Origin of the sequence: Acinetobacter sp. AOR41_HL, from assembly GCF_027854645.1 — a bacterium.
Taxonomy (GTDB): Bacteria; Pseudomonadota; Gammaproteobacteria; order Pseudomonadales; family Moraxellaceae; genus Acinetobacter; species Acinetobacter nosocomialis.
Genome location: NZ_JAKTHZ010000019.1, coordinates 293,669 through 319,472 on the forward strand (window position 1 = coordinate 293,669; position 25,804 = coordinate 319,472).

Here is a 25,804-nt window from a genome sequence, read left to right on the forward strand (position 1 = left end):
TTGCGACTCGTAAGTTAAGATAAGAGAGAACGTATTAAAAGTATTTATTTTGAAGCCAAATACAGTGAGTCATTATCTATATATTCCTGAACAACTCAGCAAATCAATTTATGAAATTTCGAGCTCTATTTTTCTCACATCGGGGCTATTCTGTTATGGGGTAGACTTATCAAAAACACAGCATTTGCATATAGATCAACAGTTAGAGCATCCCCTAAAAATTGCTCAAGCGCGTATCGAGCGTAAAAATGAGTACTTATGTGGTAGGGTCTTAGCACAGGCTGTTTTAAATCATCATTTCAGTTTGAATCAGCCAATAACTTCTATGCATGAACATTTGCCCATTTGGCCATCTCATGTTTTGGGTAGTATTAGTCATTCACAAAATAAGTTAATTGTTGGGCTATCAAATAACGCGCTTTATTTGGGAATTGATATCGAGCACTGGGTAACTTCAGAATTTGCAAAAGAAAGTGCACACCTTATTTTAACACCATCTGAGTTTGATTTATGGAAAAATAAAGCGGCTGAGTTTTTTGATTTTGCCCGCTATGTGAGCTTAATTTTTTCTATAAAAGAAAGTCTATATAAAGCGATTTATCCCACTGCAAAGCAGTATATCGATTTCTTAGAAGCATCTATCGGTGATATTAATTTTGAAAATCAAACATTAACGCTAACTTTCTTGCCAGAAATTCAACAGCGCTATCAACTCTTAGAACAATATCAAGGTGGTTGGGCTGTAGAACAAGACTATATTATGACTTGGGTTTTTCAAGCAAGCTATTCTGTTTAAAGAAAAAGAAGGCAACGCATTGCCTTCTTTTTTATTTAGATTTTAATTTTCTTGTAGTTTAGGATCTTGAAATCCTGTTTCACGCATATCTTGAGAGTTGAATAGGAACATAAATCCTACTGCAAAGCTTAGTATGCCAAAGAAGAGGATACTTCCTGATATTGGTAAGAAACGCGTTAAAAGACCTAAAGTTGTAGTGGCAATCGAATCGCCTAATGCATCTTGTGCGAGCCAGATGGCGTTAATACGCCCTAAATATTCATCAGGTGTATGTCCTTGTACAATGCTGTATTGAAGCAAATTGGCAATCGACATCAAATATCCGAAAACACATAAAATTGGTAAAGTCACTATGAGCCACGGTGAAAGTCCAATCATAATCATGCAGCTAAAAACACCTAAGCACGTATAGAGCATAACTAAGCCGGGTTTAAGTAACTTTGTTGTCCATCCACTTAGTAAGGCACCTAAAGTTGAGCCTAAAGGCACGGCCGAATACATAAGTCCGAGTTCAAATGCGCCGCCGTGGAAAATTTCATCTGCCATTTGCGGAAAAATAATACGAATAGCACTGCTAAAACTCAGCAATGTTCCAATTAAAATGGTGCTACCGACTACTTTATTTTTAAAAACAAATTTAAACCCTTGGGCTAATTGGCGAAGAGGACTTTCGCCATTTGATGCATGTTGTGGTTTAAGTGCAGGCAGCCCCATCAATAAAAATACAGTAAGTAAAGTACCAACCGTTGAGACCCAATACACAATTGCGACACCACTAGCAGCAATTAAAATACCGCCGATTGCTGGTGAAATAACAGTTGCAAGACGTACGGATACCATACTGATCGCACGAGCTTGTACGATATTTTCACGCCCTACAATCACAGGCATGATTGCCATCATTGCAGTTACACCCAGTGCACCAAAGAAACCATCCCATGCGGATAGAAAATAAATGGCATAGAGTGAAGGGTGCTCAAACATGGCATTGATGGCGAGACCAGCAAAACCTAAACCACACACACCACGTGCTAATAGAATCAGCCATTTTCGATCTTTGCGGTCTGAAAGTAAGCCACCAAGTAATAAACCAATAAACATTGCGATGCCTTCAAAAGCCATAGCAATCGCGACGTTAAGTGAGCTACCAGTGATGTCATAGACTTGTTTGGGAATAGCTACGACCAACATGCCAATCGTTAACAATGACAATGTGCGAGCAATAAATACATGTCGGAAATGAGCATTACGGTTTAAAAGACTAAAATCGGTCAATATAGATTTAAAGCTCATGGCGTGTGCTCCTCTAAACCGCGTGCCTGACAGATCATGCGGTTTAAAATGGGGCCAAGTGTTTCAAGCTGCTGCGGTGACAATATATCAGTATGGTCTGCTTCGCTTAGTCGAACAATATTGAGTTTTTTAACTAAGGGGGACCATTGTTGTTCTGGTTGGATATAGGGTAGCAAGTCTTTTTCAGCGACAACTAAATGTAGTTCACCATTAAACTGCGGCATCTTATAAGGTTTTAATAAACGTACGGCATCACGGTAGTTTGCGAAAATATCCTCTTGTAAACGGCGGGTTTCTTCACTTAATGCCGTATCTGCATCGGCTAGAATATCATTGAAGAATTGAAGCTGCTCTTGTTCAGCTTCAGCATTCATTTCCTCTACTGACAAATCTAACCACTGATGAATTTCAGCAGGGTAAGTGTCTAATAAGCCGAGATAATCAACTTTTTCACCTTGTTCAATTAACTTCGCTGCAACCGCATAAGCCACCGTACCGCCAAGTGAATAACCTAATAAAGTATATGGGCCTGTTGGTTGTTGCTTGCGAATAATCTCAAGTTGTTTTTCAACCAGCTCATCCATATCTGTACTATTTGCCAATAAGCCATCTGGGCGAGGTGACTGCAACCCAATAATTGGTAAATCAGGATGTAGATAACGGTTCAATACCGTATATTGCCATGCGGAACCAGAACCTGGGTAAAAACAGAACAATGGATGCGCAGAGCCAGAACGGATCGGTAAAATGGGTTGCATGCCAGTTTGTTCGACTTCTGCCAAACGTTCTTGTGTAAGAAGTAAAGCCGCCAAACGTTGAATTGTGACATGACTCATCAACTGACCTATTGGAATGGTCTGCTTAAATACCTTTCGGATTTCAATTGCAAGCTTCATTACTAAAATAGAATGTCCACCAAGGGCAAAGAAATCTTCATTCACACCAATATTTTGATCCGTATTTAAAACTTGCTGGAAAATACGTGTCAGTTCGTGTTCAAAAGCAGTGGTGGCGTACTGTTTTTCTGTATTTGAAGGATTAAGTTGCGGTTGCGGCAGTGCTTTACGATCTAGCTTCCCATTATGACTTAATGGGAATTTCTCAACTAGCACATAGTGTGTAGGCACCATATAAGCTGGGAGCTGTTTCGCTAATTGTTTCTTTAACTTCTCAATATCCACAGGTGCTGTTGTTTGCAAGTAAGCAACCAGCTGAACATCAGCTTTATTTTGTTCGGAAGAGATCGGATGTACAACTACATCAAGGCTACTGATTAAGCATAATTGCTGTTCAATTTCACCCAGTTCGATACGTTGTCCACGTATTTTTAATTGGTCGTCAGCACGGCCCACATATTGAATACTGCCGTCTGCATGCCAACGGGCAATATCACCAGTGCGGTACATGCGTTGACCTGCTGCAAATGGGTTTGCCACAAAACGTGTTGCTGTTAAGTCTGGTCGATGTAAATAACCCATAGCCAATTGATGACCTGCCAAATAAAGCTCACCATCTACTCCAACAGGAACAGGGCGTAAGTATTGATCCAAGATATAAAGCTGGGTATTCCAGACTGGATAGCCAATTGCAACGCTACTTTCTTCTGGGTGTAATCCCAGTGTTGCGTCCATATAACTCACATCTACCGCAGCTTCTGTTGGGCCATATAAGTTATGCAGCTCAGAGCTAAAGTGCTCGGTAAATGATTTTGCTAAAGCCGTTGGTAATGCCTCACCACTACAGAATACTCGGCGGATTGGCAAACTTTGGAGCTGAGCAGGTGACAAAATTTCAGTGGCAGCATTTTCAAAAACAGCCAGCATTGAAGGTACAAAATGTAATGTCGTTATCTGATATTTTTGAATAAGACTTAATAATGCCAATGGATCACGGTGTGCATCTGCAGGTGCCATAACCAATCGTGCACCTACTAAGTACGACCAGAAAAATTCCCATACAGAGACATCAAAAGTGCATGGCGTTTTTTGCAAAATCGTATCGTTGGCTGACAGTGGATATTCTGATTGCATCCATAAAATACGGTTCACAATGGCTTGGTGAGAAACCATGACACCTTTTGGTTGGCCTGTTGTACCTGATGTATAGATTAAATATGCCGGATGTTGTGGGGTAATAACTGTCGTTTTATAACTACTTAAATCAACCTTTGTGTCATCAAACAATTCATTAAAAGCACAGGTAGCTATTGATGGATGGGCAATAGCAGCTAGATCTTTTTGTTCACCAATCACAAGTTTAGATTTGGCATCCTGCAACATAAATTTGATGCGCTCAGACGGATGTTGTAAATCAATAGGTAAATAAGCTGCACCTGCTTCAATCACCGCTAAAATAGCAATACTGAGTTTGATTGATCTTGGCAGGGCAACGGCAACTATGTCTCCAGCCTGCACGCCCATTTTTTGCAATTGCTGAGCTAAAGCACAAACTTGAAAACGTACGTCACTAAAACTAAGCTGATGATGTTCATCACATAAAGCTGTTTTGTCGGGAGTATTTCGAGCTTGTTCTCTGAGTAATTGCTGTAAGGTTGTTGGACGAACTTCATGTTGAGTTTGATTAACTTTCTGGATTAAATCACGCTCCCCAGCAAGTTGTAAGCGATAGTGACCTAGACAAGTCTCCGGTTCATTTAATGCGATTTCAATTAATTGAACCATTCGCTCAAGGAAATGCTCAGGCTGATCAATTACACCACGCTGTTCGAGCAACAGCTCAATTTGATGATCAGGGATGACCAGTAACGCAAGTGGATAGTGACTATAACCGCGATTTGTGAGCTTTGAAATTGCAGCATTACCAAGTTTTTGCTGTAAATATTGGCTATCTGGGTAGTTTTCTACAACTAATAAACTATCAAAAAGATTGCCTTGAGCTATTAATTGTTGAATACCGTGTAGGCCTAAACCATCATGTTCTAAATGTTCAACATGCAATTGCTGTAAATGAGGTAATTGCTCCCAAAGTGATTGCTGCATGTTGAGCTTCACACGCACTGGAATTGTATTTAAAAACAATCCGATTTGCTGTTCTAAACCATTAATAGGTGCTGAACGCCCAGAAACAGGTGTACCAAATACAATATCTTCACGATGAGCATAAATATTTAAGGTTATTGCCCAAATCATTTGCATGAAGACATTAAGCGTGATGCCTTGCTGGCGTAATTTGTGCTGAAGTTTTGCACTCAACTCAGCCCTTAAACGATATGAAGTTTCCTGTACAGCTTTCTGTGGTTGATTAAATAAAATAAGTGGCTGCAAATCAGTTAAATCACGTTTCCATATCACTTTTGATATTTCATGGTCACGTGCAGATAAGGCTTTAATGACCTTTTCATAACTATGTTCAAGTGCAGGTAATGGCTGGTTAACTTGCTGATAGGCCTTAATAAAATCTTGTAAAAATAGTGGAGTTGACCAGCCATCTGTTAACAGATGATGCACCATAATCAATAGTTCTGACTGTTCTGGAGCATGTTGAATTAAGGTTGCCCGAATCAGGCCATAAGGTTGGTCAAGGTGAATCGGCTGCTGTAAGACTTCTTGAATGCTTTGCTCAAGCAGATCGGGAGTGACTGAACAAAACTGAACTGGCCAAGCTTGAGTAGGGTGTAATGAATAAATAAAAACAGGTTCTTCAGCTAATTCGCTATCAAAATGTCCACCTAGTTGAGGATGACGTTTTAATACAGTAATTAATGCTTGTTGCAAACGTACCGGATCAATGTCTCCATTTAAGCTAAGACGAGTAAAGGCATTATAATTCAATTGTTTTTCAACTTGAGACAAGAACAGCATGCCTTTTTGCAAAGGAAGCAAAGGTAAAATGGTGCTGTTTTTACCATATTTTTCTTGAACCTTTTGTTCTAGTTCAGCTGAAAATAACGGTTTTGAAATGGCTGCTTGTTGCTCATCTAGTCGGGTGAGTTGCTGTGCTATAGCGGCGACTGTTTTAAATTGGAATACATCACTTGGTCTTAAGCCGTACCCACGTTGGCGCAATTGAGTACAAAGCATAATCGCAGAAATACTATCACCACCTGTCATAAAGAAGTCGTCATCAATTCCAATAGCATCAAGCTTAAGAACAGATGCAGTAATTTGACATAGAAGTTGCTGTTCTGGTGTTTCGGCCATTCGGCTATGGGTACGAATTTGAGGACGTGGTAGCGCCTTTTTATCGACTTTGCCACTTACATTTCGTGGAAATTCGGACATAACCGTTAGGGCAGAAGGCACCATGTACTCAGGTAAGTTTTGACGTAACTGACTTAGATATTGCTGACTTAATTGTTCACTGGTTTTTTCATCAAGTTCAACATTTTTGACTACACAATAACCGAGTAAACGATGACTATTATTAATCGGTTCTGCAATCACGACAGCACTTTCAACATTGGCTAAAATCGAAAGCGCATTTTCAACTTCACCAATCTCCACACGATAACCACGAATTTTAATCTGATCATCACAGCGTCCCATAAATTCAAGTTTACCCACGCTATTCCAGCGAACTAAATCACCTGTACGGTACATACGCTGTCCATGTTCAAATGGATTTGCTACAAAGCGGGCAGCACTTAAGTCCGCGCGACCTAAATAACCGTTGGCAATCCCAAAACCAGAAATATAAAGCTCACCAATAACGCCAGTCGGGCATCGTTGTAAATGACGATCGAGTACATAGGCTTGTGTATTACCAATAGGGTTACCGATAACAGGACGAGCTGTCTGTTTTAATTCTGCTCGGAAAGTATCAACCGTATATTCCGTTGGGCCATATAAGTTATGAGCAAAAAGTTCAGGCTGAGCATTAAGTTGTTGCCATAAAGCTAACGGTGCAGCTTCACCACCAATTAAAATAAGCGTTGGCTGATGCTGGTTTTCAGTAAATAAACCATTCGTCATCATTTGCGCACAAAAAGATGGCGGTAAATCAAGTGTATCGATTTGTCGTTGCTGAATCTCTTGCACTAAACCAAATGCATCACGCCGCATATTTTCATCAAAAATATGTAGCTCTTGGCCCCATAACATCCAGAAAACTTGCAACCAAGATGAGTCAAACGAGAAAGAGTGTGTATGCGCTGCACGTAGTGGACGGTTAGGGAAACGCTGATTTACAGCTTCTAATACAGGCCAATAAATAGTTGGTTTATGTGACAAAATAAGGTTAAGTAAAGAACCATGTGTATTCATTACACCTTTAGGACGGCCCGTACTTCCCGAGGTAAAAATTACATAAGCGACGTCTTGGAAATTAAATTTACGATTTTCGGCAGGAATATCACTCGCATCTTGCTTTCGGATTTGTATTTGAACATCTTCATGATCAAGATATAACTGCGGAATATTTTGCGGTAGCTTTTGTGCAAGTTCTTGAGTAGTTAATACAAATAATGGGTTAGCATCTTCACACATCATTTGCATACGATCGATTGGATAATCTAAATCTAGAGGCAAGAAACTCGCACCAGAGTTTAGTACAGATAACATCACCACAACTGAGTCAATCGAACGAGGAATAGCCCCAGCAATAACCTTTTGCTTTTTAGCGCCATTTTCTTGTAAAAAACGAGTCAATTGATTCACGCGTACTGCAAGCTCAGCAAAACTAAGATGCTCAATATTTGGACGTTCGCCACTCACGATTGCCGTACGTTCGGGATACTTTTTAACTTGCTCATAAAAAATATCTAGAACATTATTATATTGTTCAGGATGACTAACACGCGGACCAATACCACTTTGAGTCAGGGCAGCAAGTTCCTGCTGTGGTGTAATATTAAAACTATTCCATTGTTGTTCTGGTCGAATCAGCGCTTGTTCAAGCAATAGAGTTAAACGTTGCCCATGCATAAAGAGCTCATCTTGTGTATAGCGCTCTGCATCTGCACGCAGTTCTATAATGAGTTCTTGATCTTGAACAATAAAAGAAAACTCAAAATCATCAATTGGACCTGTAGAAATGTGGTGTGTTTTTACTTTCTCACCATCCAACACTAGATCTTGGTCAAAAGCTTTATAGTTTAAAATAGGGCCATACATTCGTTCATGAATGTCGATACTATTTAAATCTCTTAAAATTTGTTCAGCATCATATTTTTGATGTGGACGTATCTGTTGCAGTTGTGCCTGCACATGCAGCGCTAAGCTCGCCCAACTGTCTTTTTCACTCACACTGAACTTTACCGGTAAGACATTTACCGCGGGTAAAGTCGAGCGAATTGCTTTTGAACCTAAACGGCGCATAAATGGAATACCGACAACCAATTCTGTTTTGTCGGTCATTTTGTAAATATATTGTAATGACAATGACATCATCATGTCATTCAAACCAACTTTGAGATTTGAAGCAATCTGTTGTATCAGGCCTAAAATTCCTGAAGAAAAACGAAGATGATGTTTAACAAATTGTGCAGTAGTTTTTGATGCTAAATGATGAGTACTTAAAGTGACAGGACTTGGTAAATCTTGGCAATATGTCTTCCAGAAATTTTGATCTTGCTTAAATTGATGACTATTTTCATATGCTTGACGTTCTTGAGTAACCTGTTGAACATCAATAAAAGGCGAAGGGTTAAGAGCTTTTTCTGCTTGCAATTGCTGGTACAAATCAACAATACGTTTTGTCAGGTTAATCATACTAAAACCATCCAGCATGATGTGGTGATAACGCTGATACCAATACACTTTATTGTGAGTAATAAATAACACCTGACGATATAAGTGATTATCGGTTTCTTTGAGTGATTTTGCGCATAACCGATCGGTTGGCATCCAATCCCATAAGCGTTGCTGAGCTTTTTTAGGTGTTAAATGACAAAAATCAAACTCCTCTATTTGTATTTGGACCTGATGATTAAGCTCAATAAAAGGTTTTGACGGGTCAGATGAATATGAAGCAATAACCGTATCAGCCTCATTTAAACCGATTTGAATGGCTTGTTTAAATAATGAAAGATCAACTGATTTAGGCAGTTCAAGACAGTGTGCAATGGTATATAGATCGTTAATAGAACTTAAATGATCGGCTAGAAATATACCCAATTGTGTAGAAGCCAGCTCAAAACGTGTTGGACCAGAAATATCTTGGGTAAACTCATTATGTAATGCTTGATTCATAGCTGCTCTCCATTACGCTTGCTGAAAAGGATTAATGGTTAACCAATGCTTTTCTACATAAGCAATACATGAAGACCGTGTGTCAGGACCATACTGCACATCCCATCCAGACGGAACGGGATGCTGCGCAGGCCATAAACTAAATTCACCTTGCTGATTTTTTAAAACTTGAAAAGACAAACTTTCGTTATCAAATGGATTGATATAATTTTCCTGTAAGTTACTCATAGTATTGTTATCCTTGATGAAACAAATGGTTATAGTGAAAGAAAAACTTGCAATGCTTTAAGTAAGTCTGGGCGCCAGTTCACAGGATCATGGCCTCCTGCAAAACAGTCGAAACTCACGTCATTAAATGCTTGCAATTGTTGGTAAAGTTGAAGTGCATCTTCTTGCATATCGGTTTCATAGATGCCTGCACTGATATAAATCTGTGCTTTTTGAGATAAAGCATTTGGAGATTTTTTAACGAATTCTAAAAGGTTACCTATGTGTTCTTTGGCTAAAGCACTTTTTGAAAAATCCGACCACCAATAAGATCCGGATTGCAAAATTAGCCGCTGAAAAATATCTGGATAAAGCAGAGCGCTATAAAGTGCACATAACCCGCCTAGGCTTTGCCCACACAATGTGATGTTTTGATGTGAAATAAAGGTGTATTTTTGAATAAGTTGTTCAATTAACTCATTTAAAAGTGCCTGACAAAACAGATCATGACATCCGTAATCTCGCTGACGTTGTTGGCTATTTAAACTATGAACAAAAACATAAACTGCTGGTCGAATCTTATATGAAACAGTTAAATGTTGAATTTCAGGAAGAAGAGAAAGCTCTCGACTCCAGATTTGGCCATCAAGCAAAATAATTAATGGCAGATTTTCTTCTGCTAATTCACCACTAATAAAAATATCAACCAAGTAATCTTGTTGGCATAAGCGACTTGACCATTTAAATGTCTTAGTAATTCGGCAATCGTCTATTAAAGATTTTGTGTTTTTGAGTTGAATCTGATTGATATAACGCGCTAAATGTCCTGTATAAACTGCTTGGTGGCTTAAAGGATCAATTTGAGCGTTTTCCTTTAGTTGTGTTTGCCACCACTGACGTCGAGTAGTAGTACAGGTTGAGTTTGGAGCTTCATCTTTCGTGACAACTAGAACGTAACTCCCAGACCAGTCTAGAGGAAGTTCTATTTCAAAAAAGTACACATCCGTTCCAGCTATATGGCTAAAACGATTCCACTTTTCATAGATAGAAGGGCTCTGTGAATAGATATCGATGTAAACACCGATACTTTCTTTAGACTCAGCACTACGCCAAACAAAGGTACATAGCGCTTTATTTTTTTGTAGGTTAACGAGTGGGCTACCTACTTTTTTAATGGTATTCCACCAGACTTCACTCCCAACATTGAGTTGTTGAAATAGGGGATGTAAAGGATGAGAAAATGGCTTCATTTTGAGTCCATCTCGACAAGAAAGCGCGGTAAAATTATCAAAATGATTATTATTAGTAAATGAAAACAATTATCATTATAATCAATAAAGAAATGCTTAATTTTATAATATTAATTAAAAACAATAACTTAATTTGAAATTATGGTTAATAAATAGCTTGATTTAGATTGTAATCATATGTTTGATATTTATTGCACTTGATAATAATGATAATTATTTGCAATTATGTTGCGCAATTTAATATCGCTTCAAACAGGAGTTAAATATGAGCTCTACCATCGTGGTCACAGGTGCTGCAAGAGGTATTGGAGCCGCTATTGCAAAAAAATTATTGCAGCAAGGGCATCAAGTGATCGGTATTGATCAACAGGAAAACCCAGAACAATGGGAAATCATTCAAAAGCTAGAAAACCGTGAAATATCACGTTGGCAAGGAATTTCACAAGACATTACACAGCAACAAACTACTCAAAATTTGATTGCAGAGCTTTTGGAAAAGCACAACATTACAGGCTTAGTAAATGCAGCGGGCGTATTAATTATGCGTTCTATGCTTGAAGCAAAACCGGAAGATTGGCAAACACTTTTTGCGGTGAATGTCATGGCACCCATCGCAATTAGTCAACAACTTGCCAAGCACTTTTGTGAAAAAAAACAGGGAAGTATTGTCACTATTAGCTCAAATAGTGCACGTATGCCACGTATGCAGCTCGGCATGTATGCAACGAGTAAAGCGGCACTGAGTCATTACTGCCGTAATCTTGCACTTGAAATCGCACCTCATCAAGTCAGACTCAATATCGTTTCGCCAGGTTCTACTTTAACGCAAATGCAACAACAGCTTTGGACAGAGAATTCGCCTCCACCTGCTGTTATTGATGGCGACTTAAACCAGTACCGCACTGGCATTCCACTTAGAAAACTTGCCCAGCCTGAAGATATCGCTAATACCGTTAGCTTTTTACTTTCAGACCAAGCAGCACAAATTACTATGCAAGAAATTGTGGTCGATGGGGGAGCCACATTAGGCGTTTAAATATTAATTCATCACAACAAAATAATTTTATAAGGAGTTGCGAGATGTCGGTACAGCATCCGTATTTTATCCAACGAGAAAATTTTACTGAAAGCAGAATTACACTCGCAAAAGAAGTTTTAAATTGCACTGATAACGCTGGTTTTATATTTACGACTCCTGAATACATCATATCGAGTCATCAAAAACTTAAAGATATTGAGGTTACAAAAGACACTCAGCTAAAAGAGTGGCTAAACGAAGCCCGTCTACAATTACAACAAGCAATTGCAGATGGTTATAGCGATGCCAAGGTTATGGGTGGGTTGCCATTTAGTTCATCGGCAGATGTCAATTTAATGCTAATGCAAGATGCCAAGGTTTACCAGAAAGCTTTATTTTCACAAACTGATATTAATCTTGATGACTTAATCTTAAAGCAGGCCGATTATTTACCTTCAGGTGAACACTATAAACAACAGGTTGAATATTTAGTACAACAAATGCGGGCACAAAAGCTAGATAAAGCAGTACTTGCTCGTATTTTACAACTTGAATTTGAAGAGAATCTTCCAGTCTCAGATGTATTTTATAACTTGGCCAAGCATAATCCTGAAGGATATAACTATGCAGTCGCAAGACACCCTCAAAGCGAAGGTTGGTTTGTTGGTGCAAGTCCTGAACTATTAATTGCAAAGCAAAATAATAAAATCTGGAGTAAACCTGTTGCGGGCACATTAGCACGCGATGATGATCCAATTGTTGACCAAAATAATGCAAGAGCTTTACTGGCTTCACAAAAAGATCAACATGAGCATGCTCTTGTCATCGAAATGATTGCCGATGAACTCACTCCTTTCTGCAAGCAACTACATGTGCCCAAACAACCTTCACTTATTCGCACCAAACGTCTTTGGCACTTGGCCTCACACATTACGGGCGAGCTTAAGCAAGCCGATACTCATGTTTTTGACTTAATTGAACGTCTACATCCAACACCTGCAATTTGTGGTGAGCCAAGCTCCGTAGCAAAAAATTTAATTCAGCAACTTGAACCATTTAATCGTGAACTATTCGCTGGAACCATGGGTTGGGCCGACGCCGAAGGTAATGGTGAATGGTCTGTGACCGTGCGCTGTGCTCGTATTTATCAAAATATTGCCCGTTTATTTGCCGGTGCAGGAATTGTGGAAGCCTCACGTCCACAAGCTGAACATGCTGAAACTGCTGCAAAGTTCCGTACTGTACTTGATGGCCTGCACATTTCACCAGACCAATTACCACGATAAGGAATATACAGATGACAACAATAAAGTATTTAGAGGGCGCTGTACCATATCCAGAAGAATTTGCCATGGCTTACCGTAAAAAAGGCTATTGGATTGGGCAAAATCTGAGTGACTTTTTACGGGAAAGTGCTCAAAAGTATGCGAAAAATATTGCAATTTATGATGGAGATAAAGCTGTTAGCTATGAAAAATTTGACAACTTAGTTGACTGTTGTGCAAGCCATTTATATCAATATGGCTTACGCGCGGGTGATAAAGCCGTCGTACAAATGCCAAACCACTATCAGTTCTATGTTCTATTTTTCGCCCTGATTCGATTAGGTGCTTTACCTATCATGTCATTGCCTGCCCATCGATATGCTGAACTCAGTAGCTTTTTTAAACAAACGCAAGCAAAAGCTTATTTCTGTTCTGATTTTGGTGCACAAAAATTTGACTACCGAGAGCTTGCCGGAAAGCTTCAGCAAACAGCAGTTTGCTTAGAGTATGTATTTGTACTTGGAGATGCTGGCAATTTTGTTGCTATCGAAAATCTATTAAAAGAAACAGAAATTCTAGCGGAAGCAATCTCGCCAACTACAGCAGATCAAGTGGCTTTTTTACAGCTTTCGGGGGGTAGCACAGGTGTTCCAAAACTGATTCCACGTACTCATGATGATTATCTATACAGTGTGCGTGAAAGTGCCAAAATTTGCGAACTCAATCAGACTTCACGTTTATTGATGGTTTTACCTGCGGCACATAACTTTTCAATGAGCTCGGCTGGTTCTTTAGGCATTTTTTATGCTGGCGGCGCGGTGGTTTTAGGTACAGATCCAAGCCCTGAAACTGCATTCCCACTTATTAAAAAACACGGTGTGACAGATGCTTGTTTGGTTCCTGCCTTGGTTCGACCGTGGATGGATAAAGCAGCCAAAGATCAAGATTCAATATTATCAACTCTACGTTGCTTGCAAGTCGGTGGAGCACGCTTACCCGATGCTGTTGCCTTACGTTTAATTGATGAGTTTAAGGTTAGTTTGCAACAAGTCTTTGGAATGGCTGAAGGGCTTGTGAACTACACCCGTTTTGGCATGTCAAAAGAACAAATTATTCATACCCAAGGTTTAAAAATCTCGCCAGATGATGAAATTTTAGTACTAGATGATCATGACCAACCCGTAGAGGCTGGACAAGTAGGGCATTTGCTCACTCGTGGCCCCTATACCATTCGCGGCTATTACCAAGCACCGGAGCATAATGCTCGTTCTTTTACACCAGACGGTTTTTATCGCACAGGCGATTTAGTCCGTATCCGTGAAGATGGCTGCATTGTTGTGGAAGGGCGTTCAAAAGAACAAATTAATCGTGCTGGTGAAAAAATTGCGACTGAAGAAGTGGAACAAGCGTTATTAACTCATCCACAAATCCGCTTGGCAGCGCTGGTTGCTATGCCCGATGAGGTTATGGGTGAAAAAAGTTGTGCTTTCGTGGCATGGCAATCACAACCCGATGATTCAAGTCCAATTCGCCTTGCGATGTTAGTTCGACAACATCTGAAAGACTATGGGCTTGCTACCTACAAAATTCCTGATCGTGTCGAATTTATCGAGCAGTTTCCATATACAGCTTTTGGAAAAATCGACAAAAAAAGATTACGTCAACAACTTGAAACTAAAACCAATGTTCTTGCCTAAAGATAAAAAAGGAAAATTTAATGAGTATTCCCAAAATTGCTAGCTACAGTATGCCTCAAGCCCATGAGTTTACGCCCAATAAAACCCATTGGCAGTTACATACCAATCGCGCCGTGTTACTGGTCCATGACATGCAGCAGTATTTTTTAGATTTTTATGACCAAACTCAAGCACCTATTCCCGAGCTCATTAAAAATACCAAAGAACTGATTGAAACCGCACGTAAATTTAATATTCCAGTGGTTTATACTGCACAGCCCGGTAATCAGACACCTGAACATCGCCAGCTATTGACCGATTTTTGGGGAACCGGGTTAAAAGATGATCCGTATATTACTCAGATTTTGCCGGAAATCTCGCCTCAGAAAAATGATACTGTTTTAACAAAATGGCGTTATAGCGCATTTAAGTTTTCCCCACTTGAACAACTCATGCGTGAGTCGGGCCGTGATCAACTTATTATTTGTGGTGTTTATGCCCATATTGGCTGTCTCATGAGTGCCGCAGAAGCATTTATGCTAAACATACAACCATTTTTATGTGGAGATGCACTCGCTGACTTTAGTCGCGAAGAGCACGATATGGCATTAAAATATGCGAGTACACGTTGTGCTCAAGTGATGACAACTCAACAAGTGACTCGTGCTTGGGAACTCGAACAAGCAACCTCGCCATTAACCCCAGAAGGAATTGTTCTCGCGGTAAGTGAACAATTACAAATTCCAGCTTCAGACATTCAGTTAAATGATGATTTACTTATGCTTGGACTTGATTCAGTTCGCTTAATGACCTTAGTGGGTAAATGGCAGGCTTATGGTGCTCAGGTAAGCTTTGAAGATTTGGCAGAACAACCTACATTAGAAGTATGGATTGAGAAACTAGTCGCTTAAATTTAATCAATCAAAAAAAAAGCAGATCATTGATCTGCTTTTTTTATTTTATAAAGATGAATGGTCTTTTCTATATCTAAATACACGGCCAAGCGACCATTTTAAAACCGGTAAACTATGTACCAAAACAAAGAAAAAGACCGTAAATACAGGTACCAGTAAAGTTCCTATAACTACACTGCCAAATACACTCATACCAATTTCATGGCGACTCACGGCACCAGCACCTGTAGCAACGACAAGGGGAATAACACCTGCACCAAAAGCTAAAGACGTCATTAAAATTGGACGTAAGCGTAAAGCTAAAGCCTCACACGCAGCAGTAACATAGCCTTTACCGTGTTTTATGGCTTTAGTTGCGAACTCCACAATTAAAATCGCGTTTTTACAAGACAAACCAATACCCGTTAGTAACGCGATTTGGAAATACACATCGTTTGGTAAGTTAAAGATTTGAGCAAATACAAGAGTTCCGGTAATTCCTAGCGGAAGCCCAAGCAAAATAATAAGAGGTACTTTCCAGCTTTCATATAAAGCGGCTAAACATAAGAAAATAAATAAAATAGAGATAATGTATAAAAATAAGGCTTGCTGGCTCGATTGCTGCTCTTGTAAAGAGAGGCCACTCCATGCGACATCTACACCAGATTGTTTGCTCACCATATCACTTAACTGTTGCATCGCCTGACCTGAACTAAAGCCAGAACTGACATTTGCTTCAAGTTGTATGGCAGCAAGCCCCATAAAACGCGTTAAGGTTTCTGGGCCACCAATCCATTCGCTTCGACCAAAATGCGCAAGAGAAAGCATTCCACCTGTATTATTACGGACGTGCCAATAAGCTAAATCTTCAGGTTTAGAACGAAACTCAGCATCACCTTGCATAATAATTCGTTTAATTTTGCCTCTTTCAACAAAATCACCTACATAGTTTCCACCCCAAGCAGTTGATAGGGTTGAGCGAATCGCTTGTTGATCAATCCCTAATATTTTGGCTTTATTCTGATCGAGCTGAATGAAAACCTCAGCCTTATTCTCACTTACAAGCGGGCTTAAATTTTCAAAAGCAGGATAATTGTGAGATTCTTTTTCTAAAGCTTTATATTGTTTAATGAGTTCATTGCGTCCTTGACCATTTACATCTCTGAGCCAAAGTTCTAGGGCATCAGATTGGCCCAAACCAGAAACACTTGCAGGCATACCCACCATAACTTTAGCGGGTAAGTTTTTTTGCAAGTAATTTTGCGCACGTTCACGAATAGCACTTGCAGTATTAGCTTCACCTTTACGTTCATTCCAATGCTTTAAGGAAACAAAGGCCATGCCTAAATTTGGACCGCTTCCTGAAAAGTTTTGCCCATTAACTACTAGTACGGTATTAATATTTTTAGCTTCATGTTCAAAGAAATAGTTATTGACCAGTTTACCTACTTCTTGTGTTTGGCTCATAGAAGCACTGTTATGCAAACTATAAGGCACAGCCAACAAACCTTGATCTTCATTTGGAATAAAGCTCGTCGGTAAACTACGATAAATCACAATTAAAACAGCGACTAAAGCTAACACTACAAGACATGAAAGTGCTTTAAATTTGATTAAACTTGTTGCTAAAAAACTAAAACCAACTTTAACTTTTTCAAGCAAAGTCTCAAGTTTTTGTCCCCATTTAGGTTTTTGAGTTTGTTTTTTTAGTAAGACAGCACACAAAGCTGGCGTAATAAACATGGCTACCAATAAAGATAACAACATCGCAGCCACTAGAGTGATTGAAAACTGGCGGTAAATCATACCCGTTGAACCACTAAAAAAAGCCATCGGGATAAATACGGCGGTTAGTACCAAGGTAATACCAATCAATGCACCAGTAATTTCCTGCATCGATGCTAAGCATGCATCCCGAACACTTAATTGTTGTTCATGCATAAGCCGTTCAACATTTTCAACCACTACAATCGTGTCATCAACTAATAATCCAATCGCTAAAACCAGTGCAAACAGGGTAAGAGTGTTAATACTCATACCAGTCAAATACAACACAACAAAGGTACCGCAAATCACAATAGGTACAGTAATGGTTGGAATAAGTGTAGCGCGCCAATTTTGTAAAAAGAGATACATGACAATGACGACCAACACCACAGCTTCAAGCAGAGTAATGATGACTTGTTTAATGGACTCTTCAATAAACGGTGTATTGTCACGTGGATAAACAATTTTATATCCAGTAGGTAGATGCTGCTTGAGCTGTTCAATTTTTGCTTTAATTAGACCAGAGGTTTCAATCGCGTTCGCATCAGGACTGAGTGAAATACCTAAACCAGCGGAAGGGTAGCCATTTAGCGTATTGATACTTTCATAGTTTTCGGCGCCTAATTCAACTCTCGCCACATCTTTTAAATAAACCAGACTGCCATCTACATTAGCTTTAACGACAACCGATTTAAAATCATCGACTGTTTTTAATCGAGAGCCAGCAGTAACTTTGGCATAAATATTCTGATCAGAAGCAGAAGGCATAGCACCAATTGAGCCAGCAGCTATTTGAGTATTGTAATCTTCAAGTGCCTGTTCAACATCACTCGGCATAAGTTGATAATTTCTAAGTTGATTTGGATTTAACCAAATACGCATTGCATAACTTGAACCAAACACATCCACTTCACCAATTCCTTGCAATTGTGAGAGTGGTTGTTCAAAGTGATTGACCATATAGTCCGATAATTCGATATTGCTGGCTTTTCCTGTTTCATCGTATAGCCCCACAATTAACAGCATATCACCTGTGGTTTTCCAAATATTTACCCCTTGTCGTTGGACCTGTTCAGGTAGACGGTTTAATGCACTGTTAATGCGATTTTGTACTTGTAATTGTGCCTTATCGATATCTGTACCAATTTTAAAATGAATATCAATACTGGCCGTTCCTGACGATTCACTATTTGATGTGAAATAAAGTAAGTTATCTAGTCCTTTAATTTGTTGTTCTAAAATCTGAGTTACGCTTTCTTCAACAGTTTCAGCAGACGCACCTCGGTAATTAGCAACCACTGTGACACTTGGAGGAGCTAGGTTTGGATAACGCTCAACCGGCATTGCACGAATAGAAAAAAAACCAAAAATAAGAATAGTGATGGCAATGACAGATACAAAAATAGGGTGATAAATAAAAAATCGAGAGAGCATTGTTATGTCTACTTTAAGCTTGTTTTCAATAGGTTTTTAGGCACACCAAATTGCAATATTAACTTTTTTAAACCGAACAAACAATAATGATTATCATTATATAAATAATAATTACTTTTATCTTGAACAATAAAAGTCATGAGGCTATCATGCTCGGCACATCATAAATGATAACAATTATCATATGGTAATCGTTATAAAATATAAGGACCGAGAAATGACGTTAACAAAAAAGGCGCTGGTGGTCGCCCTCTCAACACTGCTTCCATTTGCAGTCCAAGCAAATATCGATATTGACCAACAAGGCACAAATGAACCTGTTCAAAAACTTAAAACTATTGTGGTTTCTGCTGCTTTAAAAGAACAAGATGTAGATAAAGCACCTGCATCGATTAGTGTAATCACAAGTGAAGATATTGAACGTAGCGCGGCACTCAGCCTTGCCGATGTTTTACAAAAACAAGCTGGGGTTTATAACTATAACAGTGGTCAAGATAAAATCGTTATACGGGGAATGCTGAATACCTCAGGGAACTACACCTTAATTCTTTTAAACGGTAAACGCATGTCATCTAATGGCGCCATGTGGCGAGGCAATGACTTTGACTGGAGTGCGATTCCTTTAAATAGTATTGAGCGTGTTGAGGTGATTCGTGGGCCAATGTCATCTCTCTATGGTGCAGATGCGATGGGCGGTGTTATTAACATTATTACCAAAAAAGCAGAAGATGGACAATTACACGGTTCTATTTTTGGTCAATATAACCGAGCAGACCGTGGTGATGGTAAAAACCAGTACCGTTACGGGTTTAACCTATACGGTGGTTTAACCGATAATTTAAGTTTCACTCTGGCAGGTGATGCTTATAACCGCGATGCATGGTATAGAAAGGGCCAGCCAGATCCAGATGGTGCATATTTTGTAGAAAAAGACACCAAAAATGTAAATGGTACTTTAAGCTGGAATATTAATGACCAGCAAACCTTAGATCTAGATTTGGGCTATAACAACGATAAACGCCCGCTAACTCAAGATGCAGCTACCTCCATTCAAGAATCAGAAATGAAACGTACCAATGTGGGGATTGCTCACCGTGGTAAATGGGCTTGGGGTAAAACAGAAGCTTATATCGGTAAAGAAACCGCCAAAATTTATGACTATGACAGTGAATACGATGCGCCTCAAAGCCGTCACTATAAACAAGAAAATTTAATTGGCCGTGCTTTTGCCAACTTTGACTGGCTCATGAATAATACGACCAGTGGTTTTGATTATAAAGATCAGAAAATTACAGATGTCGTAAGTTATATCGGCACTGGAAAGAATCAGCAAAAGAGCTACGGTATATTTGTTCAAAACGATACCCATATTAATGACGCACTTACCTTAACATTAGGTGGTCGTTACGACGATTTTGATGACTTTGATGGTAAAACCACAGGTAAAGCCTATTTAGCATATCAACTCGCTGAAGGAGTCATACTTAAAGGTGGCGTGGGACAAGCTTATAAAGTTCCGGCTCCTGCTCAGTTAGACATTAACTACTCGATGATTTCATGTGGAGGTAGTTGTCATATTCGAGGTAATCCAAATCTCGCACCCGAAGAAAGTACAAACTATGAAGCATCCTTAATTGTGACCCGTCCAAACTGGAATGCTGGCGTTACAGTTTTCCAAAACGATGTGAAGAACTTGATTGAAGCAATTACCTTGAGTGATGGTGACCCGCGTTTAGTAGGTGATTTTAGAAAAATCTGGACCAATGTGAGCCGCGCAGAACTCAAAGGTGTTGAACTTACAGGTGGATATGATTTCACTGACAATTTAGGTGTTAAGGCAAATGCAACTTATCTCGACGCAAAAAATAAAACCACAGGTAAAGACTTAACCGAACGTCCAGAATGGCTTGCCAATGGCTCTATTTCTTGGGCACCAGTTCAAGACTTTCGTGTCAATGCAGGCGTGAGTTATGTAGGCAAACAAATGTACTCTGCAACTAACGAGTTGCCAGCATATACCACCTATGACGTGACATTTACTTCTCCTATTACGCCACGTTTAACACTGGATTATGGTGTAAAAAACCTGACCGATGTTGATTTGGAGGATAAAAACAAAACCTTTAATACCAAACTTTATGGCCGCAATTACTTCTTAAAAGCGACTTACAGTTTCTAAGTTAAATCTAGACTCAAAGCTTATTCATAGGGGAATAGGCTTTGAGATTTTTAGTAAAACACCCATGATTTCAAGTAAATATAGACAAAATAATTTTTAAAAATTCCTATATTTCTAAACATTCAGGTTAATTAACATGACGACAATATCAAAATCATTATTAAATGGACTACCGATAAAAAAATCGAGAATACAGGTTTTTGAAATTTTAAATCAGAACCCACACGGCTTAAGTGCAGATAGTATTTATGCACAAATTAAAAATGAACATAAAATAACGCTAGGGACCATTTACCGAATTTTATCTGAGTTTGAAAATCGTAAACTTGTTAAAAGAGTGTTCTTGGGAAAAAGTAAAAGTATTTATAAACTCAGAAAAGACAAAATGAGTTGTAACCTGATTTGCTTAAAAACAGGAGAAACTTCAAGCTTTAAACATGAAAAAGTGAATGAACTATTATACGAAGTTATGGATATTATTTTTGCAAATACTGGAACAGACATCAGCAGTGTAGAACTTAACCTCTATACTGAATAAAAATTTCGTTTAAATTTTCATATAAAAATAAAGGACAGCTTCGTACTGTCCTTTATACTTCATTAAATGAAATTATTTGATGACTTTAATTCGAGTTGTAGACGGAATAATGAGTGGTGAATTTTTAGCAACATAGCTTTCAAAGGCATCAATATCTTGACCACCACCAACGCGGTTCTGGCCATCTTTTAATACAGTGAAGTTGTCACCACCATCTGCTAAGAAACTATTTACCGTTACACGGTACACCTTCGTATCAACCAATGGAGAACCAGCAACCATGATATTGCTTGCTCTCGGTGAAATAGTTGTGTTTGCTGCATATTGATAACTTAACTCTTTAGACGGCTGTAAAATTTTAGGAGAGCTAGCATTTCCACCAGACCATTGTTGCTCAAGCACATCTCGAATTTGTTTACCGGTTAAACTCAATGTCACAATAGAGTTACCAAAAGGCTGAACCGCAAAAATATCACCAAAAGTAATTTGGTTATTGTTATTAATTAAGAGGTCGGCACGTACACCACCTGGGTTCATGAGTGTAAAGTCTGAACCTTGGTCGCTTGCTTTAAGAGCAGAGGCTTGTTGTGCGTCGGCAATCATATCGCCTAACGGACTTTCACCACTTTCGACTTGAGTACGGCTCACAACAGCAGTAGAAGTTCCAACTACGCGTCCAGAAATGGTTGTTACCGCTTGACGGTATTTATCTAAAATCGCCTCAATACTTGGTGTCTTACTAAATTTTTGATAAAGATCTGTAAGGCTTACGGTCGTTGTGCCTGAAGTATAGGCCTCACTTTGAATAGGAATTTGTTTAGCATCTTTTTTAATGATATCGCCAGTTTTACCGTCTAGCTCAATCTTAATATCGGTAATAAGTGTGCCGTATTGGCCAGCTGAAGTAAGTAAGAATGGCTTAGCTGGATTTTTAGTTGCATAGTCACAAATATAAGATTGATGCGTATGCCCTGAAACAACAATATCAACTGCCGGATTTAAGCGATCTAAAATACCTAAAATAGGTCCACTTAAGCCATCACAAGTTTTTTCATTAAGTTTAGTACTTGGTGCAGCACCTTCGTGAACAACTACAACAATTGCCTGAATTCCTTGTTTTTGTAGTTCAGGAATTAGCGCATTGACCGTATCCGCTTCGTCGCGAAATTCAACATCTTTAATGCCGGCTGCAGAAACAATACTTGGAGTCGCTTTAAGCGTTAAACCAATAAATGCTACTGGAATTCCGCCATACATTTTGACTTTATAAGCTGGAAAAATAGTTTTACTTGCATCGTTTTTCATTGCGACGTTAGCTGCAAGGAAATTAAATTTCGCCCCACTAAAGTTTTTATTAATTTGGCAGGGTGCTGTACTTGTATATTGTTGACATCCACCATTTTGCAAACGGCGTAACTCATCTGTACCTCGGTCAAACTCATGGTTACCGACTGCATTAAAGTCAATTTGAATATCATTCATGACGTCAATGGTTGGCTCATCTAAAAATAATGAAGAAGTGAGTGGGGAAGCACTAATTAAATCACCCGCTGAAACAACAGCATTATTTGGATTTTGAGCTCTAAGTTTTTTAATTGCGTCTGCAAGGTAACTCACACCACCAACTGGAATACGAACTGTTTGAGAGGCGTCATTAGGGTTAGCGGCATCAACGTAGCGTTTAGGTGGCTCTAGATTTCCGTGAAAGTCATTAAAAGCTAAAATATCGACAATCTGGTTACTTCGGGGCGCAGATGTATTTGAATCACTGTCATTGTTATCATTACAACCGGCTAATAAAGCCATCGCCAGACATAAAGATGTTGTCTTAAATAATATATTTAAAGTTGTCATTTTTTATCAATTGGTGAATTAAGATGCATAAAAAATACGCATACTATGTGAATATTTGATGAAAACTAAATCTTAATCAAAATCAGATGATCTTTAAAAAATTAATGCTAAGATAATATTAGAGGTAAACTAATAAAAGGAAAAATTTAAGACACATAAATAGATCTTAATTTTTAAGTTTTTCATAAAAAATTCATGAATTTGCAATAAAACAGTTACAAAATGTTCAGTGAATAAAATCGGTTATATATTTTTAAATTAATCTTTTTTATTCATGTTCACTTTTTATCCATTATAAGAGTCAAGAATGACATCATTACCTACATTATCTAGCTCAAACCAGCATAATTTAGAGACATATATCAATAGAGAACTCTCTTTATTAGAGTTTCATAAGCGTGTGCTCGCTCAGGCCAAAGATATTGAACACCCATTACTTGAACGTTTAAATTTTTTAATTATTTTTTCACGTAATCTGGATGAATTTTTTGAAATTCGTGTGGCAAGTTTAATCCAGAAAATTAGTCTAATGACACAAGCGACTGGACCAGAAGGTCTGCCATTACCAGAAGTATTAAAGCAAATTTCGAAAAATGCTCATGAAGCCGTTGAAGAGCAATATAAGATTTTAAATTATACGTTGTTGCCACAGTTGCAAGGCTATGGCGTCCACTTTATTCAGCATGGCGATATATTAGAAAAACATAAAGAATGGATTAAAGAGTACTTTTTTAAAGAAGTACAACCTGTAGTTACACCAATTAGTCTTGATCCTGCACATCCATTTCCACGGTTAGTTAATAAAAGTCTTAACTTCATTGTGACTTTGGAAGGCAAAGATGCTTTCGGACGTCAGATTGATTTAGCTATTGTGCCGGCACCGCGTTCTTTACCAAGACTTGTTAAAATTCCGGAGCATATTTCTGGTGGTGCAGAACATTACATTCTGCTCTCTGCCATTATTCACCAGCATATTTCGGATTTATTTCCGGGCATGAAAGCGACAGGCTGTCATCAATTTCGTGTGACCCGAAATGCTGATTTAACCGTTTCTGAAGATGTAGAAGACTTGGCGGCAGCTTTAAAAGGTGAATTATCTTCACGCCGTTTTGGTCAAGCAGTTCGTTTGGAAGTAGCAAAAAAATGTCCTGAAGAAATTGCGAACTATTTATTAGAACAATTTGATTTAGATGCAGAACATCTTTATTACGTCGATGGTCCTGTCAATTTAGCCCGTTTTATTTCCAACTTTGATTTGCCAGAGTTGCGCTATAAACCGTATCAACAGGTTTTACCAAAACTTCTCTATAGCAAAAAGCCAATTTTTGATGTGTTAAAAGCAGGGGATGTTTTACTTCATCATCCATTTGACTCTTTTGCACCCGTCATTAAGTTTCTTCGGGAAGCTGCTCAAGACCCAAATGTCTTGGCAATTAAACAAACCTTATACCGTAGTGGTGCCAACTCGGAAATCGTTCAACTTCTTGCAGAAGCGGCGCGTAACGGTAAAGAGGTTACTGCTGTTATTGAGTTAAGAGCACGTTTTGACGAAGAGTCCAATATTGAAGTAGCTAACGTATTGCAAGAAGCAGGCGCAGTTGTCGTTTATGGCATTGTTGGCTATAAAACTCACGCTAAAATGATTTTAGTTGTTCGCCGTGAACAAGACAAAATTAAAAGATATGTTCACTTAGGTACAGGCAACTATCATGCGGTGAATGCCAAAATTTATACTGATTTTGGCCTGCTTACGAGTGATGCTGAAATTTGTGAAGACGTGCATAAAATTTTCCAAGAACTGACCGGTATGGGCAAAATGGCAAAGCTTAAGAAACTTTTTCATGCACCTTTTACCTTGCATTCACAATTACTAGAGCTTATTGAACAGGAAATTAAAAAAAGTCTGGCTGGCAAGAAAGCACATATCATTATTAAAGTGAATGCACTTACTGAACCACAGCTCATCAGTGCGCTTTATAAAGCTTCTCAAGCGGGTGTACAAATTGATTTAATTATTCGTTCAATTTGCTGTTTAAGACCACAAGTTGCAGGGCTGTCCGATAATATTCGGGTACGTTCAATTGTTGGGCGTTATTTAGAACATACACGGGTTTACTATTTTTATAATGATGGCGATACAAAAGTATTTTGTGCTAGTGCAGACTGGATGGAACGAAATTTGTTCTCTCGTATCGAAACGTGTTTTCCAATCGAAAGTAAAAAATTAAAGAAACAAGTTATTGAAGATGGCCTAAACAATTACCTAAAAGATAATCGTCAAGCATGGGAACTACAAGCTGATGGAACTTGGGTGCAATGCCAGCCTAAACCAGAGCAAGATCTTTATATTGCACAGCAATACTTAATGAACTTAGCCGTGTAAAAGATCGGTCATAGCAGAATATTTGTCTGTTATGACCTTTTAATCGCCTTTGATTGATAAGGAGTTATTAAAATTTGGACAAAAAACACAATTATCGAACAAT

The 25,804-nt window shown here is 38.7% G+C and carries 14 protein-coding genes and 1 pseudogene; 9 read left to right on the top strand and 6 right to left on the bottom strand.

Features of this window, described 5'->3' with window-relative positions:
• Positions 1-64 precede the first annotated feature (64 nt).
• Positions 65-796, top strand: coding sequence for a 4'-phosphopantetheinyl transferase family protein (locus MKL35_RS07205; RefSeq protein WP_032010375.1), 732 nt, complete (start codon positions 65-67; stop codon positions 794-796).
• 42 nt (positions 797-838) lie between these two features.
• Here MKL35_RS07205 and entS read toward each other — a convergent pair whose 3' ends face one another.
• From entS to fes, 4 genes are read right to left on the bottom strand one after another with little or no spacing between them, the layout of a single operon-like run.
• Positions 839-2,089 carry an enterobactin transporter EntS gene (entS, locus tag MKL35_RS07210; RefSeq protein WP_032010377.1) on the bottom strand — a complete coding sequence of 417 codons (1,251 nt, stop codon included), beginning with the start codon at positions 2,087-2,089 and terminating at the stop codon, positions 839-841.
• On the bottom strand, positions 2,086-9,237 hold the full coding sequence (locus MKL35_RS07215) for a non-ribosomal peptide synthetase (protein ID WP_119689182.1): 7,152 nt from the start codon (positions 9,235-9,237) through the stop codon (positions 2,086-2,088). Before MKL35_RS07215 ends, entS begins: the two co-directional genes overlap by 4 nt.
• Positions 9,238-9,249: 12 nt before the next feature.
• Positions 9,250-9,465, bottom strand: coding sequence for an MbtH family protein (locus tag MKL35_RS07220; RefSeq protein WP_004708805.1), 216 nt, complete (start codon positions 9,463-9,465; stop codon positions 9,250-9,252).
• 29 nt (positions 9,466-9,494) lie between these two features.
• Complete coding sequence (fes, locus tag MKL35_RS07225) at positions 9,495-10,694, bottom strand: enterochelin esterase (RefSeq protein ID WP_032010382.1); 1,200 nt, start codon at positions 10,692-10,694, stop codon at positions 9,495-9,497.
• A gap of 265 nt (positions 10,695-10,959) precedes the next feature.
• Between fes and MKL35_RS07230 the strand changes: the two genes are divergently transcribed.
• From MKL35_RS07230 to MKL35_RS07250, 5 genes and pseudogenes are all read left to right on the top strand, one after another.
• The gene (locus tag MKL35_RS07230; protein WP_032010384.1) at positions 10,960-11,730 is read left to right on the top strand and encodes an SDR family oxidoreductase; all 771 of its coding nucleotides are present in this window, start codon (positions 10,960-10,962) and stop codon (positions 11,728-11,730) included.
• Between the two features lie 44 nt (positions 11,731-11,774).
• Positions 11,775-12,998, top strand: a complete 1,224-nt coding sequence (locus MKL35_RS07235) for an isochorismate synthase (RefSeq protein WP_032010386.1) — start codon at positions 11,775-11,777, stop codon at positions 12,996-12,998.
• Between the two features lie 11 nt (positions 12,999-13,009).
• Complete coding sequence (locus MKL35_RS07240) at positions 13,010-14,674, top strand: (2,3-dihydroxybenzoyl)adenylate synthase (protein ID WP_032010388.1); 1,665 nt, start codon at positions 13,010-13,012, stop codon at positions 14,672-14,674.
• A gap of 20 nt (positions 14,675-14,694) precedes the next feature.
• Positions 14,695-15,345: pseudogene (locus MKL35_RS07245) on the top strand (isochorismatase family protein); the annotation flags it as partial.
• An 18-nt stretch (positions 15,346-15,363) separates the two neighbouring features.
• Complete coding sequence (locus MKL35_RS07250) at positions 15,364-15,564, top strand: phosphopantetheine-binding protein (RefSeq protein ID WP_371508613.1); 201 nt, start codon at positions 15,364-15,366, stop codon at positions 15,562-15,564.
• 48 nt (positions 15,565-15,612) lie between these two features.
• Here the strand turns inward: MKL35_RS07250 and MKL35_RS07255 are convergent, their stop codons facing one another.
• Entirely contained in the window at positions 15,613-18,747 is a 3,135-nt protein-coding gene (locus MKL35_RS07255) for a multidrug efflux RND transporter permease subunit (protein WP_032010392.1), read from the bottom strand.
• Positions 18,748-18,964: 217 nt separating this feature from the next.
• Here MKL35_RS07255 and MKL35_RS07260 point away from each other — a divergent pair, with 217 nt between their 5' ends.
• Together MKL35_RS07260 and MKL35_RS07265 are read left to right on the top strand one after the other, a co-directional pair.
• Entirely contained in the window at positions 18,965-20,926 is a 1,962-nt protein-coding gene (locus MKL35_RS07260) for a TonB-dependent receptor plug domain-containing protein (protein WP_032010394.1), read from the top strand.
• A gap of 136 nt (positions 20,927-21,062) precedes the next feature.
• Positions 21,063-21,464, top strand: a complete 402-nt coding sequence (locus MKL35_RS07265; RefSeq protein ID WP_032010396.1) for a transcriptional repressor — start codon at positions 21,063-21,065, stop codon at positions 21,462-21,464.
• 72 nt (positions 21,465-21,536) lie between these two features.
• Here the strand turns inward: MKL35_RS07265 and MKL35_RS07270 are convergent, their stop codons facing one another.
• Complete coding sequence (locus MKL35_RS07270) at positions 21,537-23,318, bottom strand: bifunctional metallophosphatase/5'-nucleotidase (RefSeq protein ID WP_032010398.1); 1,782 nt, start codon at positions 23,316-23,318, stop codon at positions 21,537-21,539.
• 307 nt (positions 23,319-23,625) lie between these two features.
• Between MKL35_RS07270 and ppk1 the strand changes: the two genes are divergently transcribed.
• The gene (ppk1, locus tag MKL35_RS07275; protein ID WP_032010400.1) at positions 23,626-25,701 is read left to right on the top strand and encodes a polyphosphate kinase 1; all 2,076 of its coding nucleotides are present in this window, start codon (positions 23,626-23,628) and stop codon (positions 25,699-25,701) included.
• Positions 25,702-25,804 lie beyond the last annotated feature (103 nt).

What these genes read in the sequence shown, in the direction of transcription:
- MKL35_RS07235 (WP_032010386.1), top strand. Translation starts at nt 11,775, where the DNA reads ATGTCGGTACAGCATCCGTATTTTATCCAACGAGAAAATTTTACTGAA.
- MKL35_RS07215 (WP_119689182.1), bottom strand. Translation starts at nt 9,237, where the DNA reads ATGAATCAAGCATTACATAATGAGTTTACCCAAGATATTTCTGGTCCA.
- MKL35_RS07270 (WP_032010398.1), bottom strand. Translation starts at nt 23,318, where the DNA reads ATGACAACTTTAAATATATTATTTAAGACAACATCTTTATGTCTGGCG.
- MKL35_RS07230 (WP_032010384.1), top strand. Translation starts at nt 10,960, where the DNA reads ATGAGCTCTACCATCGTGGTCACAGGTGCTGCAAGAGGTATTGGAGCC.
- entS (WP_032010377.1), bottom strand. Translation starts at nt 2,089, where the DNA reads ATGAGCTTTAAATCTATATTGACCGATTTTAGTCTTTTAAACCGTAAT.
- MKL35_RS07220 (WP_004708805.1), bottom strand. Translation starts at nt 9,465, where the DNA reads ATGAGTAACTTACAGGAAAATTATATCAATCCATTTGATAACGAAAGT.
- MKL35_RS07260 (WP_032010394.1), top strand. Translation starts at nt 18,965, where the DNA reads ATGACGTTAACAAAAAAGGCGCTGGTGGTCGCCCTCTCAACACTGCTT.
- MKL35_RS07265 (WP_032010396.1), top strand. Translation starts at nt 21,063, where the DNA reads ATGACGACAATATCAAAATCATTATTAAATGGACTACCGATAAAAAAA.
- fes (WP_032010382.1), bottom strand. Translation starts at nt 10,694, where the DNA reads ATGAAGCCATTTTCTCATCCTTTACATCCCCTATTTCAACAACTCAAT.
- MKL35_RS07240 (WP_032010388.1), top strand. Translation starts at nt 13,010, where the DNA reads ATGACAACAATAAAGTATTTAGAGGGCGCTGTACCATATCCAGAAGAA.
- ppk1 (WP_032010400.1), top strand. Translation starts at nt 23,626, where the DNA reads ATGACATCATTACCTACATTATCTAGCTCAAACCAGCATAATTTAGAG.
- MKL35_RS07255 (WP_032010392.1), bottom strand. Translation starts at nt 18,747, where the DNA reads ATGCTCTCTCGATTTTTTATTTATCACCCTATTTTTGTATCTGTCATT.